The organism is Anaerovibrio sp., assembly GCF_024697385.1.
In the GTDB taxonomy this organism is placed as follows: domain Bacteria; phylum Bacillota; class Negativicutes; order Selenomonadales; family Selenomonadaceae; genus Anaerovibrio.
Map to the genome: position 1 here is coordinate 1 of NZ_JAILFV010000024.1, position 17637 is coordinate 17637.

General features: G+C 44.3%; 17 protein-coding genes. All 17 read right to left on the reverse strand.

What is annotated here, in order from left to right:
- Positions 1 to 464: amidase (locus K6C05_RS01385; protein ID WP_296730533.1), on the reverse strand; the 464-nt coding region annotated here is incomplete at its 3' end.
- 14 nt (positions 465 to 478) lie between these two features.
- A complete protein-coding gene (gene gatC / locus K6C05_RS01390) occupies positions 479 to 769 on the reverse strand; it encodes an Asp-tRNA(Asn)/Glu-tRNA(Gln) amidotransferase subunit GatC (RefSeq protein ID WP_296730557.1) in 291 nt (96 codons plus the stop codon).
- A 287-nt stretch (positions 770 to 1056) separates the two neighbouring features.
- A complete protein-coding gene (locus K6C05_RS01395; protein ID WP_296730535.1) occupies positions 1057 to 1935 on the reverse strand; it encodes a DUF4392 domain-containing protein in 879 nt (292 codons plus the stop codon).
- A gap of 17 nt (positions 1936 to 1952) precedes the next feature.
- Positions 1953 to 2756, reverse strand: a complete 804-nt coding sequence (locus K6C05_RS01400; protein WP_296730537.1) for a putative hydro-lyase — start codon at positions 2754 to 2756, stop codon at positions 1953 to 1955.
- A 17-nt stretch (positions 2757 to 2773) separates the two neighbouring features.
- Positions 2774 to 3817 (reverse strand): biotin-dependent carboxyltransferase family protein, encoded by a 1044-nt coding sequence (locus K6C05_RS01405; RefSeq protein WP_296730539.1) that lies wholly within the window; start codon positions 3815 to 3817, stop codon positions 2774 to 2776.
- Complete coding sequence (gene pxpB, locus K6C05_RS01410; protein ID WP_296730540.1) at positions 3814 to 4494, reverse strand: 5-oxoprolinase subunit PxpB; 681 nt, start codon at positions 4492 to 4494, stop codon at positions 3814 to 3816. The genes K6C05_RS01405 and pxpB overlap by 4 nt, the downstream gene beginning before the upstream one ends.
- Positions 4495 to 4511: 17 nt before the next feature.
- The gene (locus tag K6C05_RS01415; RefSeq protein WP_296730542.1) at positions 4512 to 5270 is read right to left on the reverse strand and encodes a 5-oxoprolinase subunit PxpA; all 759 of its coding nucleotides are present in this window, start codon (positions 5268 to 5270) and stop codon (positions 4512 to 4514) included.
- Positions 5271 to 5473: 203 nt separating this feature from the next.
- The gene (locus K6C05_RS01420) at positions 5474 to 6334 is read right to left on the reverse strand and encodes an aminotransferase class IV (RefSeq protein WP_296730544.1); all 861 of its coding nucleotides are present in this window, start codon (positions 6332 to 6334) and stop codon (positions 5474 to 5476) included.
- Between the two features lie 197 nt (positions 6335 to 6531).
- Entirely contained in the window at positions 6532 to 6906 is a 375-nt protein-coding gene (locus K6C05_RS01425) for a YbaN family protein (RefSeq protein ID WP_296730546.1), read from the reverse strand.
- A 40-nt stretch (positions 6907 to 6946) separates the two neighbouring features.
- The gene (gene pepD, locus K6C05_RS01430; RefSeq protein ID WP_363317148.1) at positions 6947 to 8464 is read right to left on the reverse strand and encodes a beta-Ala-His dipeptidase; all 1518 of its coding nucleotides are present in this window, start codon (positions 8462 to 8464) and stop codon (positions 6947 to 6949) included.
- Positions 8465 to 8659: 195 nt separating this feature from the next.
- Positions 8660 to 9406, reverse strand: a complete 747-nt coding sequence (gene nuoB / locus K6C05_RS01435; protein WP_296730548.1) for an NADH-quinone oxidoreductase subunit NuoB — start codon at positions 9404 to 9406, stop codon at positions 8660 to 8662.
- Between the two features lie 20 nt (positions 9407 to 9426).
- The gene (locus K6C05_RS01440; RefSeq protein ID WP_296730550.1) at positions 9427 to 10929 is read right to left on the reverse strand and encodes an NADH-quinone oxidoreductase subunit C; all 1503 of its coding nucleotides are present in this window, start codon (positions 10927 to 10929) and stop codon (positions 9427 to 9429) included.
- Positions 10929 to 12431 carry a proton-conducting transporter membrane subunit gene (locus K6C05_RS01445; RefSeq protein WP_296730552.1) on the reverse strand — a complete coding sequence of 501 codons (1503 nt, stop codon included), beginning with the start codon at positions 12429 to 12431 and terminating at the stop codon, positions 10929 to 10931. The genes K6C05_RS01440 and K6C05_RS01445 overlap by 1 nt, the downstream gene beginning before the upstream one ends.
- Before the next feature lie 3 nt (positions 12432 to 12434).
- Positions 12435 to 13064: a hydrogenase gene (locus K6C05_RS01450; RefSeq protein WP_296730553.1), complete on the reverse strand. Its 630-nt coding sequence runs from the start codon at positions 13062 to 13064 to the stop codon at positions 12435 to 12437.
- Positions 13065 to 13073: 9 nt separating this feature from the next.
- Complete coding sequence (locus K6C05_RS01455) at positions 13074 to 13958, reverse strand: NADH-quinone oxidoreductase subunit H (protein ID WP_296730554.1); 885 nt, start codon at positions 13956 to 13958, stop codon at positions 13074 to 13076.
- Positions 13958 to 15946 (reverse strand): proton-conducting transporter membrane subunit, encoded by a 1989-nt coding sequence (locus K6C05_RS01460; RefSeq protein WP_296730555.1) that lies wholly within the window; start codon positions 15944 to 15946, stop codon positions 13958 to 13960. The genes K6C05_RS01455 and K6C05_RS01460 overlap by 1 nt, the downstream gene beginning before the upstream one ends.
- A 26-nt stretch (positions 15947 to 15972) precedes the next feature.
- Positions 15973 to 17313 (reverse strand): D-serine ammonia-lyase, encoded by a 1341-nt coding sequence (locus tag K6C05_RS01465; protein WP_296730556.1) that lies wholly within the window; start codon positions 17311 to 17313, stop codon positions 15973 to 15975.
- Positions 17314 to 17637 lie beyond the last annotated feature (324 nt).

Genomic DNA, 17637 nt, shown 5'->3' on the forward strand with positions numbered 1-17637 from the left:
GAAGAACCACCTGGTACACACTGGGTATTCCATGGATTTCCGGTCTTCTGAAAAGCTGAATTCTCAGTAGAACCACCCATGGCAAATTCATCCATATTGGCCTTGCCGATGATAACGGTGTTCTGCTCCTTAATTTTAGTCATAACCGTTGCGTCATATGGTGCAACGAAATTCTGCAATATTTTTGATGCACAGGTGGTCTTTATTCCCTTGGTACAGATATTATCCTTGATAGCTCCGGGAATACCCTCCAAAAAGGAAATCTTTTCACCCCTGGCAATTTTTTCATCTGCAGCCTTTGCCTGAGCAATTGCTTCATCACGGGTAATGGTCAGATATGCCTTCACATCCCCCTCCACCTCATCAATGCGGGCCAAAACTGCTTCTGTAAGCTCCAATGAGGTTATTTCTTTATTGACAAGCATGTCATGAAGGACATGTGCCGGCTGTTCAAATAATTTCACAGTATTGCCTCCCATTAATCTTCCAAAACCTTTGGAACCTTAAAATAGCCATCTTCCTTTAGCGGTGCATTGGACAAAGCCAACTCACGATCCAGTGATTCCTTGACCACATCCTCGCGAAATACATTGCTGACAGGTAATACATGTGCCAAAGGTTTGATGTCATCAGTAGGAACAGCACTCAGATTGTCAAAATACTCCAGAACATCATTGAGCTGCTGGGTATACTGGGCTTCCTTATCTGCAGGAATTGCCAGACGGGACAATACTGCAACATTTTCCATGTCTTTTTTGGTTACCTTCATTTTATCACCATCCAAATCATATATTGATATAGATTCATCAGATGCCATAGAATATCAGTGCCTCATCCCTCTAAAAGGTACTGAAAGACTTTTATTCATCGGCTCTGGGTAAATTCGACCAAGCTCCAGCAATAATAATACATATCCACTGTTGAATAAGTCTCATTTCACTAATACAAACACAACGATAATTATACCATAGCAACAGTATCCCATGCAAACAAGGATGCACCATAAAAGGGATTACCTCAGTAACCCCTTTTTTAATAATACATATAACTAAAATATTAATTGACCATTTCCCGTCTAAGGATATGACGCACCTTGTTTAATATATCCATATGTACCTTCATGGATAAATTATCCACTGTAATATCATTTGCCTTGGTACAGCCATCTACACTACCGGCCTTAACCACAGCCTTGATGACCTTCATTTCCATGGATTCATCGGTCATCAGGTCTATTCCATGCTTTAATGACAGCAAGGCACTGATGCCCCAGCCCCACCAGTTGGAAACGCCACTCACAACGGATATTTCAGCACACTCCGAAGCGCATATCTCCACTCCATGAGGAACCTTGGCCTCAATGGTTTTGCGCAGGGACCCCATACCTATTTCATTGCCGCCATCTCCCACAGAAATGGTGACAACGCCCCGCTTCCTGGCCTCATCAATTATACAGGTGGTATCTGCAAGCATATCATCAATTACTGCTCCCCCCATATTATGATAATGACCATCCCTGGCCTTCCCCGGCCGTTCCAGGGTAATAAGATGGGTAGGCGCAAAATCATCCAGTGTGCGGCGTATAAAGGCTTCAGTGTCTTTGGCCGGCACGCATATCGGCTCAGACTTGCAGCCTATTGCCCGTAAGGCAGCGGCAAAGGGCTTCAGACCTTCTTCATCAGTAAGCGGTAATACATCAATACCAAGCCTTTCAAAGGAAGCGGCAATATTGGCCGTACCTATTGGACCGTCAGTCTCACCGATGAAAGCCCCCTCCTCCAGCTTTACAGGAAAACCGGTAAGCAATACCACCCGTGAAACGCCATTTAACGCAGCATCAAGTTTATCAACAGGATTAGCAGGCAGAGAAGGTATCAGCCCCCTATTTCCCGGATCCTCTCTCATAATATTATCTAATTCAGCAAAAAAGGACATAATCATTCCTCCCCATTTCACTTCTTTGATTCAAGAAAATCGTTAATTTCAGAATTGAGCTTGTTGGTGATAAACATACATCCAGGAGCATGGGTAATAACCAGAGGCAGCTTGGCATGTTCGATTACAGCCTGCGGCGTCACACCACAAGCCCAAAATACAGGTATTTCTCCTGGCTGGAACTTGACCGGATCTCCATAATCCGGCTTGAACAAATCCTTTATTCCCAGCTTTTCCGGGTGTCCAATGTTTACCGGTGCACCATGAACATTAGGGAAACGGCTTGTTATGGCATCAGCCATCATGGCATTTTTAGGTGACATCGGCCGCATGCTGACTACCAGCTCCCCTTCAAAAATTCCTGCAGGTTCGCACATGGTAGTTGTTTTGAACATCGGTACATTACACCCCATCGAAATATGGCGTATATCTATATGGGATTCCATCAATGCCTCCTCAAAGGAAAAGCTGCAGCCAATCAGAAATACCACAAAATCATCCTGCCAATACGGAGTAGCATCAGTCACCTCTTTGACAAGCACACCATTTTCAAAAATACGATACTTAGGTATATCAGTCAGAATATTGGCTCCCTCACCCATATCCTTTACAAATTTTGTACCTCGCATTATTTCAAGAATAGGACAAGGCTTAGGATTCTTTTTGGCAAATTCCTCAAAATCAGCGGCATATTTTTCCGGAAGAATTACCAGGTTTGCCTGGGCATAACCATTGGCCATCCCAGAGGTCTGACCTGTTATTTCTCCCTCTCTAATTTTCAGCCAAATATCCTCTGGCCGCATATTTCCATAATCTGACATTTACGGACACCTCCTGCTCACATTTCCTCTACAGACACCTGAAACAGCTGTCCGTTAACCTTTAGCTCATAGTTTACAACCTTGTTTTTCCCCACCGGGGAGCGTTTTATATTTTCCAGCCTGTTATTTAGCCCTGATACAAACTCCCTATAAATCCTTTGGGCTTCCTGTACAGTAACTATGCTGAAATGAACCCTCGTCCCAGGTGTGCATTGAGCCAGCACAGGCAAATCAGCACTTATAACAGTTGCTATCTTCGGGTAACCACCGGTAGTCTGGTGATCAGCCATCATGATTATAGGCTGACCATTTGGGGGAATCTGTACCGAGCCAAAAACAATACCATCGGTTATCATGTCCTTGTCATTTTCCCATTTAACAGGTTCTCCCTCCAGCCTATAGCCCATGCGGTCTGAATTATTTGATACGGTGTATATCCCCTGGGCGAATACTTCATTAATGGTAGTACTTGAAAAATAATTATCCTGAGGGCCAAGTACAACACGTAGCTCAGTGACATCACCCTGCCCTGTAACAGGTCTGCAGCTGCCCGGCATTGCCTTTCCGGCAAGTATGGCTTTGGCAAAATCGGAGGGTTCACCTATGGCCAGTATATCTCCGGCAGCCAATTGCCTGCCCTCCAGACCACCAATCCCCAATTTTAAATTGGTTGACCGGCTTTCCAGAATCTCCGGAACAGAAAAACCACCGGCGACAGCAATATAGCTTCTGATTCCCTGAGACATGCCACCACATCTCAGTTTTTGACCTTTATTCAACCGTAATGCCTTATAGCATTCCACCTTTTGGCCATCCACCATAAGCTCAGGTAACCCACCGGCAACAGCTATCAGACAGGAATCCATGATTTCAAGCTCCGGCCCCAGAAAGGTAGTTTCCAGCACTGCTGCCCTCACATCATTTCCTACCAAAGTATTGGCGATTGATGCAGAATACACATCCATAACACCAGATACCTGCATACCACTGGCCTGGTATCCAAATCGGCCCATATCCTGTACAGTAGTCATCAGACCACCATTTAAAATTTTAATACTCATTCCATCATCGCCTTAAATTCATCATCTGATATTGGTTTGAACCTGATATATTGACCAGCCTCCAGCAACACCGGCTTTTCTCTGGTGGCATCATACAGCTTAAGGGGTGTACGCCCAATGATCTGCCAACCACCAGGAGATTCCACAGAATATATTCCTGTCTGTTCACCGGCAATTCCAACACTGCCACTGACAATCCTAAGCCGCGGAGTTTTTTTCCTGGGAGTGGCAATAGCCTTGTTCATTCCGCCCAAATAGGGAAATCCTGCCACAAACCCCAACATATATATGGGGTATTCAGGCGCAGCATGAAGGCGGATGACCTCCTCAGGTGTCATATTGTGAAGAGCCGCAACCTCTGAAAGATCAGGACCATATTCACCACCATAGGCTACCGGTATTTCAATAACCCTTTTTTCCGGTAATGACACGGAATCCAGCTTGTCCAGCAGTAAATTCAATTTATCCTTCAAGGTATCATAATCCAAAATCAAGGGATCATAAATTATCAGCAGCGAACAATAGGTAGGTATCAGCTCCTCTATACCGGTGATTTTTTCAGATTCCAGCACTGTTTTCAGTGCTGTAACCTTATGATTGATATGAAGGCTGATTTCCTGTCCGAATTCAACTGATACAGCTTTATCGCCATTAATAAGGATTTTTACATCTGTCATATAAATAGCCTCCGGCATTATCTGAGATTTTTCAGTTCAATTCCCGCTTCCACAAGGGCATTTCTGATTTTGCTGACCAGCTCCACTGCCTGGGCATTATCTCCATGAACACATATGCTGTCAGCCCTGATGGAAATCTCCTTCCCATTAATACTGACAACCTTGCCCTCCTTGGCCATTTTTACAGCCCGACTGACTGCAACAGCAGGATCATGAATAACTGCTCCCGGCAGCTTACGGCTGACCAATGAACCATCATCATTATAAGCCCTGTCAGCAAAAACCTCGCTGGCAACTCTCAGGCCCTTTTCCTCGGCGGCCTTCAGCATAACAGAACCTGCCAGTCCCATAAAAATTAAATTTTTGTCTACAGAGGCAACAGCCTCACAAATACCTGCAGCCAAAGCCTCGTCCTTGGCAGCCATATTATAGAGTGCCCCGTGAGGCTTTACATGCTGAAGCTCCAGCCCCTGTCCTCTGACAAAGGCCATCAAGGCGCCAATCTGATATTTTACATAAGCACCAGCTTCAGAAGGAGTTACCGTCATAGGTCTTCGTCCAAATCCCATAAGGTCAGGAAAACCGGGGTGAGCACCAACTGCCACACCATTTTTTTTGGCCAAGGCTACAGTTTTTTCCATAATTAGGGGATCCCCGGCATGCCAGCCACAGGCTATATTTACAGATGTTACATACGGAATAACTGCCTCGTCCATACCAATGGTATAACAACCAAAGCTCTCGCCTAAATCACAATTCAAATCAACTGCATTCATAATAATCCTCCAATATACAAAATAAGGGCCAATTCTCTACATAGTGCAGATATTGACCCTTTGTGCTTCAACGCATCGGATTACAGTTGTGCTGTCCCAAAGATGAATCATTCTTCGGCTTTCCTTCCTTATTCGGGAAGAAGACATCTTGCCCTGAGTTATCTCTGAGCCCCATTGCTCAACCATATTCCCAATAATATCATTTAATCATTTAATGTGGTGCGGCCGGTATAGGCAAAATATTCCCTGACCAGCTCATCCTTGAGACGATTCCTGGTTTCAGGATCCTTATTGCCTGCCTTCTTGCCATCCACAGTATCGGCAAACAAAATAAAGTTGGAAGATGAAGTTACTAAAATCTCATCTGCATCCATCAATTCCTCCAAGGTATATTCCCTCTCCAAAACAGGTATTCCCAGACGATAGCAGGCCTGAATCATATGGGTTTTGGCAATACCACGGAGTATGTACTGATCATTTGGATGAGAGATCAGATATCCATCCTTGATAATGGAAATGTTGCTGTGAGCACACTCAGTGACAACACCATTCCTATGAAGTACAGTCTCATGGACACCATCCCGTGAAGCCTCTTCCGAATACAGAACTGCTGGCAAAAGATTCAGTGTCTTGATATTACCATACTCAAATCTCAGGTCAGGTCTGGTCTTCAGCTTAATTGCTGTCTCCGGATCACCGATCTTGGATGGACGGATATAAACCCAGAGCTTGCCAACCATGCCTTCACCGTATATATGTCCCCGAGGTGCTACACCACGGGTAACCTGCCAATAAACGAAATGGGTATTTCCCTCTACCTGTTTTACCAGGTCCTGAAGTAATTTCTTGAGCTCAGCCTTTTCCATTGGAATATTAATGTCCAAGGCAGCAGCACTGCTGTAAAATCTGTCCAGATGGTCGTCAATAAGATATGGTACATGGTTGCCGGCAGCTGTAGCCTCATAAACACCATCCCCAAAGAAATGTGAACGATCATTAAAAGGAATCATGACCTCATCAGGTGTACCGATTTTTCCGTCATAATAAGCTAATTCTTTAAACATAATATCACTCCATAAAAAATAATATTAAGGATTCCCCATCTGCATATCGTCATTATACCATGTGTTTATCCCATTTACTATATATTTTTTAAAACATCCTTCCCAAAATAAAAAATAAGAATATTTTGAGGTTGTGTAATATTTTATATTAAAATTGTAAACTTTTGTGCATCCATAAGATACTCAGACATTTAATTTTATTGTTGTTCCTTTATGGTTTTCATGCGCATAAAAACAATATACAAATGGACCAGCCATACAATGACGAGAACAATCCTCCCTGCCGTTGTGCCTTCCATCATGTAAAAGCCAACACCCATCAATACCGTAACTGTACTTATCAGCTTGATTTTGGCCCCCATAGTCATTCCCCGCTGCTTTATAAATGGCCGCAAATTGTTCTTATAGACATTGGTACGCATAAACCATTTCTGCAGCTTTCTTGAGCCACGGGCATAACAATAAAATGTAACCAAATAAAAGGGCACAGTTGGCAAAATCGGCAGCACAATGCCAATAGTTCCCAATATTAGATTTATTGTACCTAAAATTATCCAAAAATATTTTTTCATATACAGTATGTTCTCCAGGCTCCTGTATTCTACCGGTAATTTACACCTGTTCTATTCGTTTCAGTGTTTCTGCAATAAGCTTCACCTGCGGAACGATGCTCCACAATTCCAGGCGTTCCTCAGGACTATGTATATCATGGGTTGTGACTCCTATCGATACAATATCAAGCTGAGGATTTTTGTTCAGATGCCAGCCACATTCCAATCCGGCATGTATTGTCTCTACCTTCATCGGCTTTTTATTTTGTTCACAAAATACTTCCTGCATCAGTCTGGCCAGGGCACTGTCCTTTCGCTCCTTCCACCCAGGGGACTGGGTGCCGATAACAGCTGTAAAGCCTGCCATCTGGGCCATAATATCAGCCTGAAGGACAAACTCACCCAATTTGCTGTCTATTGATGAACGGGGAAAATATTTTATATTGATGATATTGCCGCTGTCAGCCAAAAGCACCATCCCAAGATTGGCCGATGTCTCCACCAATCCCGGAACCACCTGGGACATGGCGAACACCCCACTGTGAAGACTCACAATCAGCTGAATTATACTATTGCGGTCCTCTTCAGTCATGACCCTGTCCGGCATATTGACAGCCTCCAGTGACAAGGAAATATCACCATCATTATCTCCATATTTCGCCAAAAAGCTATCCTTCTCAGCAGTCAGGACCTCCTGGATAACCTCTTTTTCAACAGCAGCCGTAATAATTATTTCTGCCTGGGCCGGTATGGAATTTCGGGCCTTGCCACCGGTAAAGCCGGCTAATTCATATACAATACCCGCTTCATCAAGGGCATTCATCAATATAGCCATTGTCCGTATGGCGTTTCCGCGACCGGTATTTATCTCCATCCCTGAATGACCGCCCTTAAGACCACTTACGGCAATTTTGTAAGCTACATTCCCCTGGGGGGCCACATAGGTAAGCTCCCGGTTAAAATCAATATTGACACTTCCGGCACTTCCCACAGTCAGCTCATCATAATTTTCTGAGTCACAGTTAATGAGGTACCGGGCATCCGAAAGAAACTTTTTATCCAAATTTATAGCCCCGGTCATCCCCTCTTCCTCATCAACTGTAACAACAGCCCGCAAAGGACCATGCTCCTTCAGTTCAGACATAATATAAATGATTTCAGCTATTCCTATACCATCATCAGCTCCCAGGCTCGTACCCTCTGCAGACAAAAATTTGTCGCTCCGCACCAATTTGATGCTGTCAGTCAGTGGATCGTAGTTCACACCTGGAGCAGCCACACATACCATATCCATATGTCCCTGGAGGATTGTCAACGGCATGGCTTCCTTTCCGGAAGTTGCCGGTAAATCTGCCACCACATTATACATATGGTCCTGATGCACCTTGCAGCCAATATCCCTAAATCTGGCAACCAGATAATCACTTACAGCCTTTTCATGGCCTGATTTTCTGGGAATCCCGGCAAGCTTGGAAAACTCTGCCAGTACACCATCAATTATAGTCTCATCTGATAAATCATACATTTCCTTCACCTCTGAATTTATTGCAATATCATAAAATGATAATTTTTCTGCCATTTACTAGGTTACTACAATTTAGCAACAATTGTAAATGATAATATTTATCATAGAAAATCGCCCAGGATAATTCAAACCCTGACCTGCCCACTACCATATCAATAAAAAAAGACGGATTTTGCCTGAAATCAAAATCCGTCTTACATTATGAATTTATAGGCCCAAACCAGATAGTAATAACCTTCTTTAACCTGGTTACAGCTTTTTCTTAAGCATATCAGCTGCCGCCAAAAGGCCCACAATCATGGCTGATGGCCTTGGCGGACATCCCGGAACATACAGGTCAACTGGCACTACCTTATCGGCAGCTCCTACTATGGCATAGGTATCACCATAGGTTTCTCCTCCTGCTGCACATGCCCCACAGGCCATGACCAGCCGTGGTTCAGGCATGGCATCGTAGCTCATTTTAAGTGCCTGCTCCAAATTGCGTGTTACAACACCGGTTACCATCAGCAAATCAGCATGGCGTGGTGAAGCTACAAAATGCACACCATAACGGCTGAGATCATAGTATGGATTTCCCGTTGCTCCCATCTCAAAATCACAGGCATTACATGAGCCGGCATCCAAATGCCGCACATGCAGTGACCTGCCCAGCTTTTCCCTGAGCACATCCTGAAGCACCTCTTGGCCAGCCTCAATAAGATAAGGCATGGCATCCTCATGCTTATGATGCAGCCCATCTTCCCGGGATTCCTCCACTGCCTTTTGGGCACAGGCTTCTACACATCTTCCACAAAAAATACATTTTTTATAATCAATGGTGTAATCCTCACCCTTAACATCAAAAGCTGCTACAGGGCATGATGCAGCGCACCGGGCAAGAATTTCACTGCTGGTACTACCTTCGATAGGACCCCTGAAACGGTCACTGCCTGCCAGGGAGATTTTCCCGGTAGCAAGCCTGTCCCTAAAAATTCGTTCCAAAACCTTAAACATAGCTTTTACTCATCTCCCCTTTATCTGTCTATGCAGGCATAACAAAGCTCAAAGCTCTTGTTAATCAACGGAAAATCAGGAATGATATCCCCCTGGACAGCCACTGTCAGTGCCGGCCAATTTGGATAGGACGCACTTCTTACAAACAGCCTGTCAATTTTGCCAGCATCATCAAGGACCAGATAGTGAAAATTACTGCCACGGGCCGATTCGCTGATTCCCCAGCCCTCACCGGCACCATATTTCATATCAGCTACCAGGTCATCATTGGGGCATCCATTCAGCATCTCCAGCAAGGAATCAACCATTTCAAAGGATGCTGAAAGCTCACCTATCCTTACCAGAATTCTTGCCGCCACATCTCCCATGGATTTTGTAAAAGGCTTAAAATTCAATTCACTATATACACCATAATCAAAATCACTGCGACTGTCATGGGCAAAACCACTGGCCCTGGCGCCAACACCTACCATGGCAAGATCAACAGCAGTCCGGTTACGCACAATTCCCGTAGTCTGAATACGGTTCTGGAAATTTTCCTGCTCTGCAAACATTACTGAAAGGTCTTCCACGCCATCAGCCACATCATCCAAGACCTCATGAATATGCTCTGCCAGCTCCTCAGTGATATCCTGCCTGACACCGCCCGGTACAATGAATCCCCGCAAAAAACGGTTGCCCGCAACAGCTTCACACAAGCGCATCATCTTTTCCTTAAGCCTGCCACCAAGACTTATGGCAGGATTAAAGCCTACACCAGCCGGAATATTTCCCAGATCACCTACATGATTGGTGATGCGTTCAAGCTCCATCAAGAGAGTACGGATGATTTCTGCCCGCCTCGGTACAAGTACCCCTGCAATCTTCTCAGCCCCCTGACAAAAACTCCAGGTATTGGCAATACTGCAGGCACCACAAATACGCTCGATTATCGGCAAGGCTTCATAGGGAGTCTTTCCCTCCACGGCCTTTTCTATTCCCCTGTGGGTATAAAATAACTTGGCATCAAGCTGCAGCATGGCTTCACCGGCCTGACTGAACCGAAAATGTCCCGGCTCGATAATTCCGGCATGAATAGGCCCTACCGGCACTTCAAACAGTCCTTCACCCTTGGCTGTCCGCATTTTATACTTTCTATCCCCCTGCACCTTGGCATTGACACTTACATTCTTTCTCAAGGGATAAAAATTCTCAGGAAAGCCCTCGTGTAAAACAAGCGGGCGCAAATCAGGATGTCCTTTGGGAACAAGGCCGAACATATCCCGGATTTCCCTTTCATACCAGGCAGCTCCGGGAACAACATGAGTAATACTGTCATATTCCAGTGAACCCTTTGGATCAAAGACCATCTTAAATCCATCTATATCCTTTTTCTCAGGGAATTCAAAACAACAATAAATGGCATAGCCTGCCCCGGATTCTGTTTCATCCCGGCCAAACATTGCCGTAAGAGGATGTGCCCCATTGGCAGAGTATTTTTCTGCTGTCTCCAGGACAGCTTCCGGCATAATTTCCGTAAACATTATGCTACACCTCCCAATATAATCCTTGCAGCACACTCCAACAGATTATTCAATACAGTAAGCTGACTAAGCCCCGCACTTACCACACAGCTAAAAATCAACAATCCGGCAATGACCAGGGAATCCACATAGCCAAAAAGCTCCCCGGAGGATTTTCTCTTAGGACGGCTGCCCAGCATGCGCAGGATATGATAAAGAATGCCAATAAGCATCCCTGCCAACAGTACAAGAGTAATTACTCCCAGCCATGGATGATCCACGGTAAAAAATCCGTAAAGCATGTAGAATTTACTGAAAAACACCCCAAAAGGCGGCATTCCCAAAATTGCCACAATGGAAAGCAACAAAAAGCATGAGGTCTTTGGCACCTGAACCATCATGCCGTGAATGCGCATCATGTTTTTGGTACCATATTCTTCCATAATAGTACCGGCTGTATAAAACAGGGAATATTTTACCAGTGCATGATTGAACATATGTAGCAGCATTGCCTGCAGGGCAACCGGAACAAAAAGCCCCAAAGCCGCTACCATCAGGCCAAAATTCTCCATGGATGAATAAGCCAGCATTCGCTTGATATCACGCTGGACCACAACGAAGGGCACTGCCACGGCTATAGTAAAGATACCAAAGAAAAGACAAAGGCCACTTATGAAGTCAATGCCAATAGCCGGCATTAAAATGATAATATTCCTGATAAGGACATATATGGCACAAATGCAAAGAGCGCCCGAAAGTAGGCCACTGGTCAATGCCGGAGCTTCAGAATGAGCATCCGGAAGCCATGCGTGCATAGGTGCCAGTCCAATCTTGGTACCATAGCCAACAAACAGAAAGCAGAAGGCAAATTTGGCCAGGGCAGGATTCATCTCCTGACTGTGTCGTGACAGATAAAGCCAGTCCAAAGGATTATCAGTTCCAATAAAATTCAACTGAATGTAATATACTATGATGGTTCCCAGCAGGGCCAAACAAATTCCCACGGTACAAACCATGACATACTTCCAGGTAGCCTCCAGGGAAGTCCTGGTGAACTTAAAGGCAACCAGCAGGGCCGAAACCAGTGTTGTGGCTTCAATTGCTACCCACATCAGGCCTAGGTTGTTTACCAAAACCACAATAAACATTATCCATACAAATGTGTGGGATAAGGCATAAAAACGCCCCTCCAGCCTACCAAACCGCCGCAGATAGCCATATCTCTTATTGGTATCACGGTCCAGGTATGCCTTACTGGTCCAGGCAAAGGCCAGATAAAGAGTACCGATTATTATGATCATCCACATGCTAAGTGCATCCAGATAAATATATTCACCAATATACGGTGTCTCAGGATCAAAAATCAGTGTCAGCAGTACCACAGCTACAGCAACCGCCGATGCAAATATGCGGTTAAGCCAATGCAAAACATTTTTGCCCAATAAATTAACGGCGGCAACAATACTGAAAATAACCGGCAGGGCAAGAATGATATATATTAAATCAGCAACATTGTAATCCATAATTTACCCCTTCAGTTTTTTCATTACGCTGGTATCAGTGGTCATAAACGACAGCCTCATTCTGGAGGTCAGAATAACCAATACCACAACAGCAATTAACACATCCAAAAATACACCAAGCTCCACCACAAGCGGCAACCCCTCGGTCATGAGCAGTCCCAGGAGGTAAATACCGTTTTCAAGAGTGATGAGACCAACTATCTGGATAATGGCCCGCTTGCGCAGCACCATCAGTGCCAGTCCGGTCATAATCATGAGAATGGAAGCGGCAATAATATCCCGCCCTACAGAACCAGGCATTAACTTTTCAACAATGAAATATCCCCACACAAGAAAAAAGGCCGCTGCCATGGTCGAATAATTTACATTACTGGCAGAAAGAATTTCCCGCTCGTTTTTCAGCTTTCCTACCAAATGATATATTGCCCCGGGAATAAAAAGCACCTTAACCAGTAAAGTCAGTATACCAGGCAAAAGGGCATGAATGCCCTCACCATTGGACAAGCCCAAAAAGAAGCAGGCAATAGCTATAATGAAGGACTGCCCGGCCAGACATACAACAGCCCGTTTTAAATTGGTAATCCTGGTCTGCAGGAAAACCACAAGAACTAAGAAAACAACTAAATATTCCATGTGACCTCCTTATTCTGCAACAATTGCCAGCAACAGGAATACTATTGCCGCACCAAGATATACACGCACCTTGAACAAGCGCATTTTATTGTTAAGGGTTTCAACAATTCCAATAATGACAGCTCCCAGCAATATCTTGAGCCAAAGAGGTATGTTGATTGGAAAATAAAGTGCGCCAAACAAAGTAAGAAAAACGATAATTTTAAGGTAGCTTCCCAGATGAATCAAGGTCAGGAGTTTGCCGGAGTATTCCAGGGTCATTCCCTCATGTATCATGGTAAGCTCAAGATGAGTATCCGGATTATCTACAGGAAGACGGCTGTTTTCAGCCAACATTACCAAAAAGAATGCGATACAGGTCAAAACAGCGGAGATTGTAAAATATGCACCATCATAATCTATTATCATCCCAGAAAGTGTTGTGGAATGATAGCGCAGGCTGTTAATAAGGATGGCCAGCATAATGGCAGGCTCGACCAGGACTGAAACATAAATCTCCCTTGAACCACCCATTCCCCCAAATGATGTGGCAGCATCCATTGATGACAAGGTCATAAAGAACCTGCCCAAGGCCAATATATATACGAATATAAAGGCATCACCGGCACTGAATTGGCCGGTCAAAAAGCCAGGAACCATCGTTGCCGCATAGAGGCTGGTCATAAAATACACCACAGGGGCCAATATAAAAATACTGGTAGTATACGGAGTGATTATCGTTGGTTTTCTCCACCACTTGAACAGGTCAAAATATTCCTGAAAAATGCTTGCCCCCATCCTTTTTTGCAGACGGGCCTTTACTTTATTTATGATCCCCATTATCAGCGGGGAAAAAATAAGCAGTACCAATCCCTGTATCAAATTCAGGCCGATATTTGCAATAAGGTTTTCCATTATAACAATACCCCCCAAATCAATACAAAAATCATGGCAATCATTGTATAACCTATATAAATACTCACACTGCCTTCCTGAATCTTATGGAAGGCCGAAGAAGAATTTATCATCATCTGCTGAACAGGCTTATACAGCTTGTCGTTAAAAAGATCCGGAATTTCCAGATTATACTGGAGCTTGCGTCCAAAATAAGCATGCTCCTTGCGCAGATAAGTCATTCTGCGCTTTGGACTAAGGATTTTTTCAAAGGTACGGCGCAACGGCTTGCTGAATCCGGTAGCCGAATACTGCTGCCGACTGGTAGGTTCAGTACCACAATTCCAGGTAACATCCTTATAAACGAAATTGGAAGACCGATACAGGGCAGCAACCATAAATATGCTAAAAATCACAAAAATCCCAAAGATAATGCCAGGGCTGTAAATGGCATATTGTCCACTACCTCCCCAGATAATCCCCATAGGAGTACCCATTGAAACCACCGAGAACCTGGAGAACACTCCCTGCATCATGTTCACCAGGATATCAGGCATGACGCCAATCACAACAATCAAGACTGCTTCCAGTCCCATTCCAAATAACATAAAACCAGAAACCTCGTGAGCTTTTTTCACAATACCGGTGCGCGCCCGGCCCAGAAAAGCAACACCGTACATCCTGACAAAGCAACCCAAGGCAGTAGCACCGGTGAGGCCAAGCATTATAAAGGCAAACACGACAAGCAGCCTCATTTCAGGCGTACCGGCCTGCTGGGCAAGGGTAATAAAGCTCTGCAAAGTGAGCCATTCCCCTACCAATCCACTTGTAAACGGCAACGATGCCAGGGACATGGAACCAATAAGGGTAAACAAGGCAGTATACGGCATTTTCTTTGCCAAACCACCCATCAATTCAATGTTTTTACTGCCAAGGGCATGTTTTACTGCACCAGCACTCATGAACATCAATCCCTTCATAAGGCTGTGACTGCAGGCATGAACCAAGGCAGCAGTAAAGGCAATAACACTTACAGAAGTAAGCTGCATGGAATAAAGCAGCATCCCGCAGCCAAAGGCAGAAAAAATAATCCCCATGTTTTCTACAGAGGAATAAGCCAAAATTCTTTTCATATCAGTTTCCATGCTGGCATACAGAATACCAAGAAAAGCAGATATAAGCCCAACTACCATGACTACAAAACCATGCCAGAATATATCCATACCGATAAACTGGAAGGCAAACCTGCCAAAACCGTACAGGGCTACCTTGAGCATGACACCGCTCATCATGGCTGAAACATGACTCGGTGCAGCCGGATGAGCATTAGGCAGCCATATATGCAAAGGCATCAGTCCGGATTTTAACGCAAATCCCAAAAAAGCACAAATAAAAGCAATATCCTTCATGTAACCACTCAGGGTATTGCCTGACATATCAGTGAAGGAAAAGCTCTCTGAACAGCTGCCAACCATATAAAAAGCCACCATTATGGCCGCTGTACCGATATGTGTCATTACCATGTACTGATAGGAGGCACTGACTGTTTTCTTTTTATCGGCCTCGTGATTAACCAACAAAAAGGATACCAGGGCCATAATTTCCCAAAAGACAATAAAAGTAAAGGCATCGCCGGCAATGAGCACCGTCACCATTGACAAAAGGAATAAGTTCCAAAGGCCGCCCAACAGCCGGATCCTGTTGCCCAGATATGTCTTGCCATATCCCATGGCATAGATGCTTATTATTACACCGGCTACACCGGTCAGCAGGAGGAATGCCGCACTCCAGGCATCTGCCTGAATGGAATAGCTTCCCCACACTCCTTCAACCAGCCATTCATCAACGGGATTAAGCAGATAAGCAGCAGAAGCATATGTCACCATCCCGCTGGCCACTACAGCACAAAGCATTCCCAGATAATGGGCAATCAATTCGGCATTTTTTGGCCATACAATTGTTACAGTTCCCAATAAATATATAAGCAGGGAAATTACAATAAAATCCATTTTTACAGCTCCAAATCAATAATTAATCATACTCTTTTTTCCAGCATTTCCTTCCTGATTTCATCAGGAACAAGACTTCCCCCTGTAGCCCAGATAATATGTACAGCATTCTCCATATACCTGGTCAGGTTATTGTCAAACAAGTAATCACTCATTTCACTGGAATGATTCATAATAACAGGCCCGTGAATTGCAGCACAGGAACTTGGCTCAATAAATATTTTTTCTGAATTCCACAGATAGCGCATATATTCAAACAATCTTTTGTCCTTTACGGTGACTATGCCATCAAAGAAAGGCTTGATAAAGTCACCGATAAATGCCGATGGTCTGCCCACTGCCAACCCATCAGCATAGGTCTTTCCGGACAGTCCTATATCCTGCACGGAAATGTTGTTATAAAGCCCGGTAACCATTCCCAACAGGGTGCATGGTGCCTGAGTAGGCTCCACAAAAAAACAGTGCACATCATTTCCCAAAAATTGTCTGAGCCCAAAGGTGATTCCTCCCGGTGCACCACCTACACCACATGGAATATATACGAACAGTGGATGCTTTTCATCCACCTGTATTTTTTGTTGTCTGAGCTGTTTTTTTAACCTTTTGGCGGCTACAGCATAACCCAAAAACAAATCAGCCGAATTTTCATCATCCACGAAATAACTGTCCGGATCGGCATCAGATTCAGCCCTACCCTTTGCCACAGCCTGAGTATAGTCACCGTCATATTCAACAACTCTTACCCCCTTGCTACGAAGCAAATCCTTTTTCCACTGGGCTGCATCAGAGGACATATGCACTATGGTTTCATATCCGATGGCTGCCCCGGCAATACCAATACTGAGTCCCAGATTTCCGGTAGAGCCGGTCTGTATTTTCTTCGTGGCAAAAAAGGCCTTCCCGGCCGGGCTTGCTATTTTACAGTAATCGTCCTCATAGCTGTCAAGAACACCACTTTTGACAGCCAGCTCCTCAGTGTGCTTCAGTACCTCATATATTCCACCTCTCGCCTTGACTGATCCGGCAATCGGCAGCTCGCTGTCCAGTTTTAGGTACAATTTTCCTGCTATACCGGCATCGATCTTTACTCCGTTCAATGCAGCACGAAGCCCCGGTGCCTCCACCAAAGGTGATTCAATAATTCCATTGGTTTCCACTGTTTCAGGAAAAACCATCTTAATAAAGGGAGAAAACCGCCTGAGCCTGGCTTCGGCCGAATCAATATCCGACATAGTCAGGCTGGAACGGATAATTGCATCATCGTTTGGTAATTTGGACATATTAATCCACTGTACCTCAATGGCATTTTTTATATCAGTAAACAGAATTTCTCTTTTTTCCAATGATGAAAGGCTATCTAATTCCATACCCTATTACATCCTTTCTGTTATTTTTCGCACAACAAAACAATGTGGACAAAATTCCACATATGTATTATACAGTTTTGAAAAGTCCAGTTCAATATAACTCATGAAACAATATATAACCGAATAAAATAACTCATAATGTATAAATAACGGGACAAATTTAGCAAATTGCATGCACCTCCCCCCTTCCCATGTAAATTTCCCACAAAAAAAAGGAGCTGTATGGGCTTACAGCTCCCCTTAAATGATGACTGAAAAAGCGAAATTAAAAACAGTCATCCCACTCATACCATTACCGGGAGGATAATGGCTAAAAAATTATAT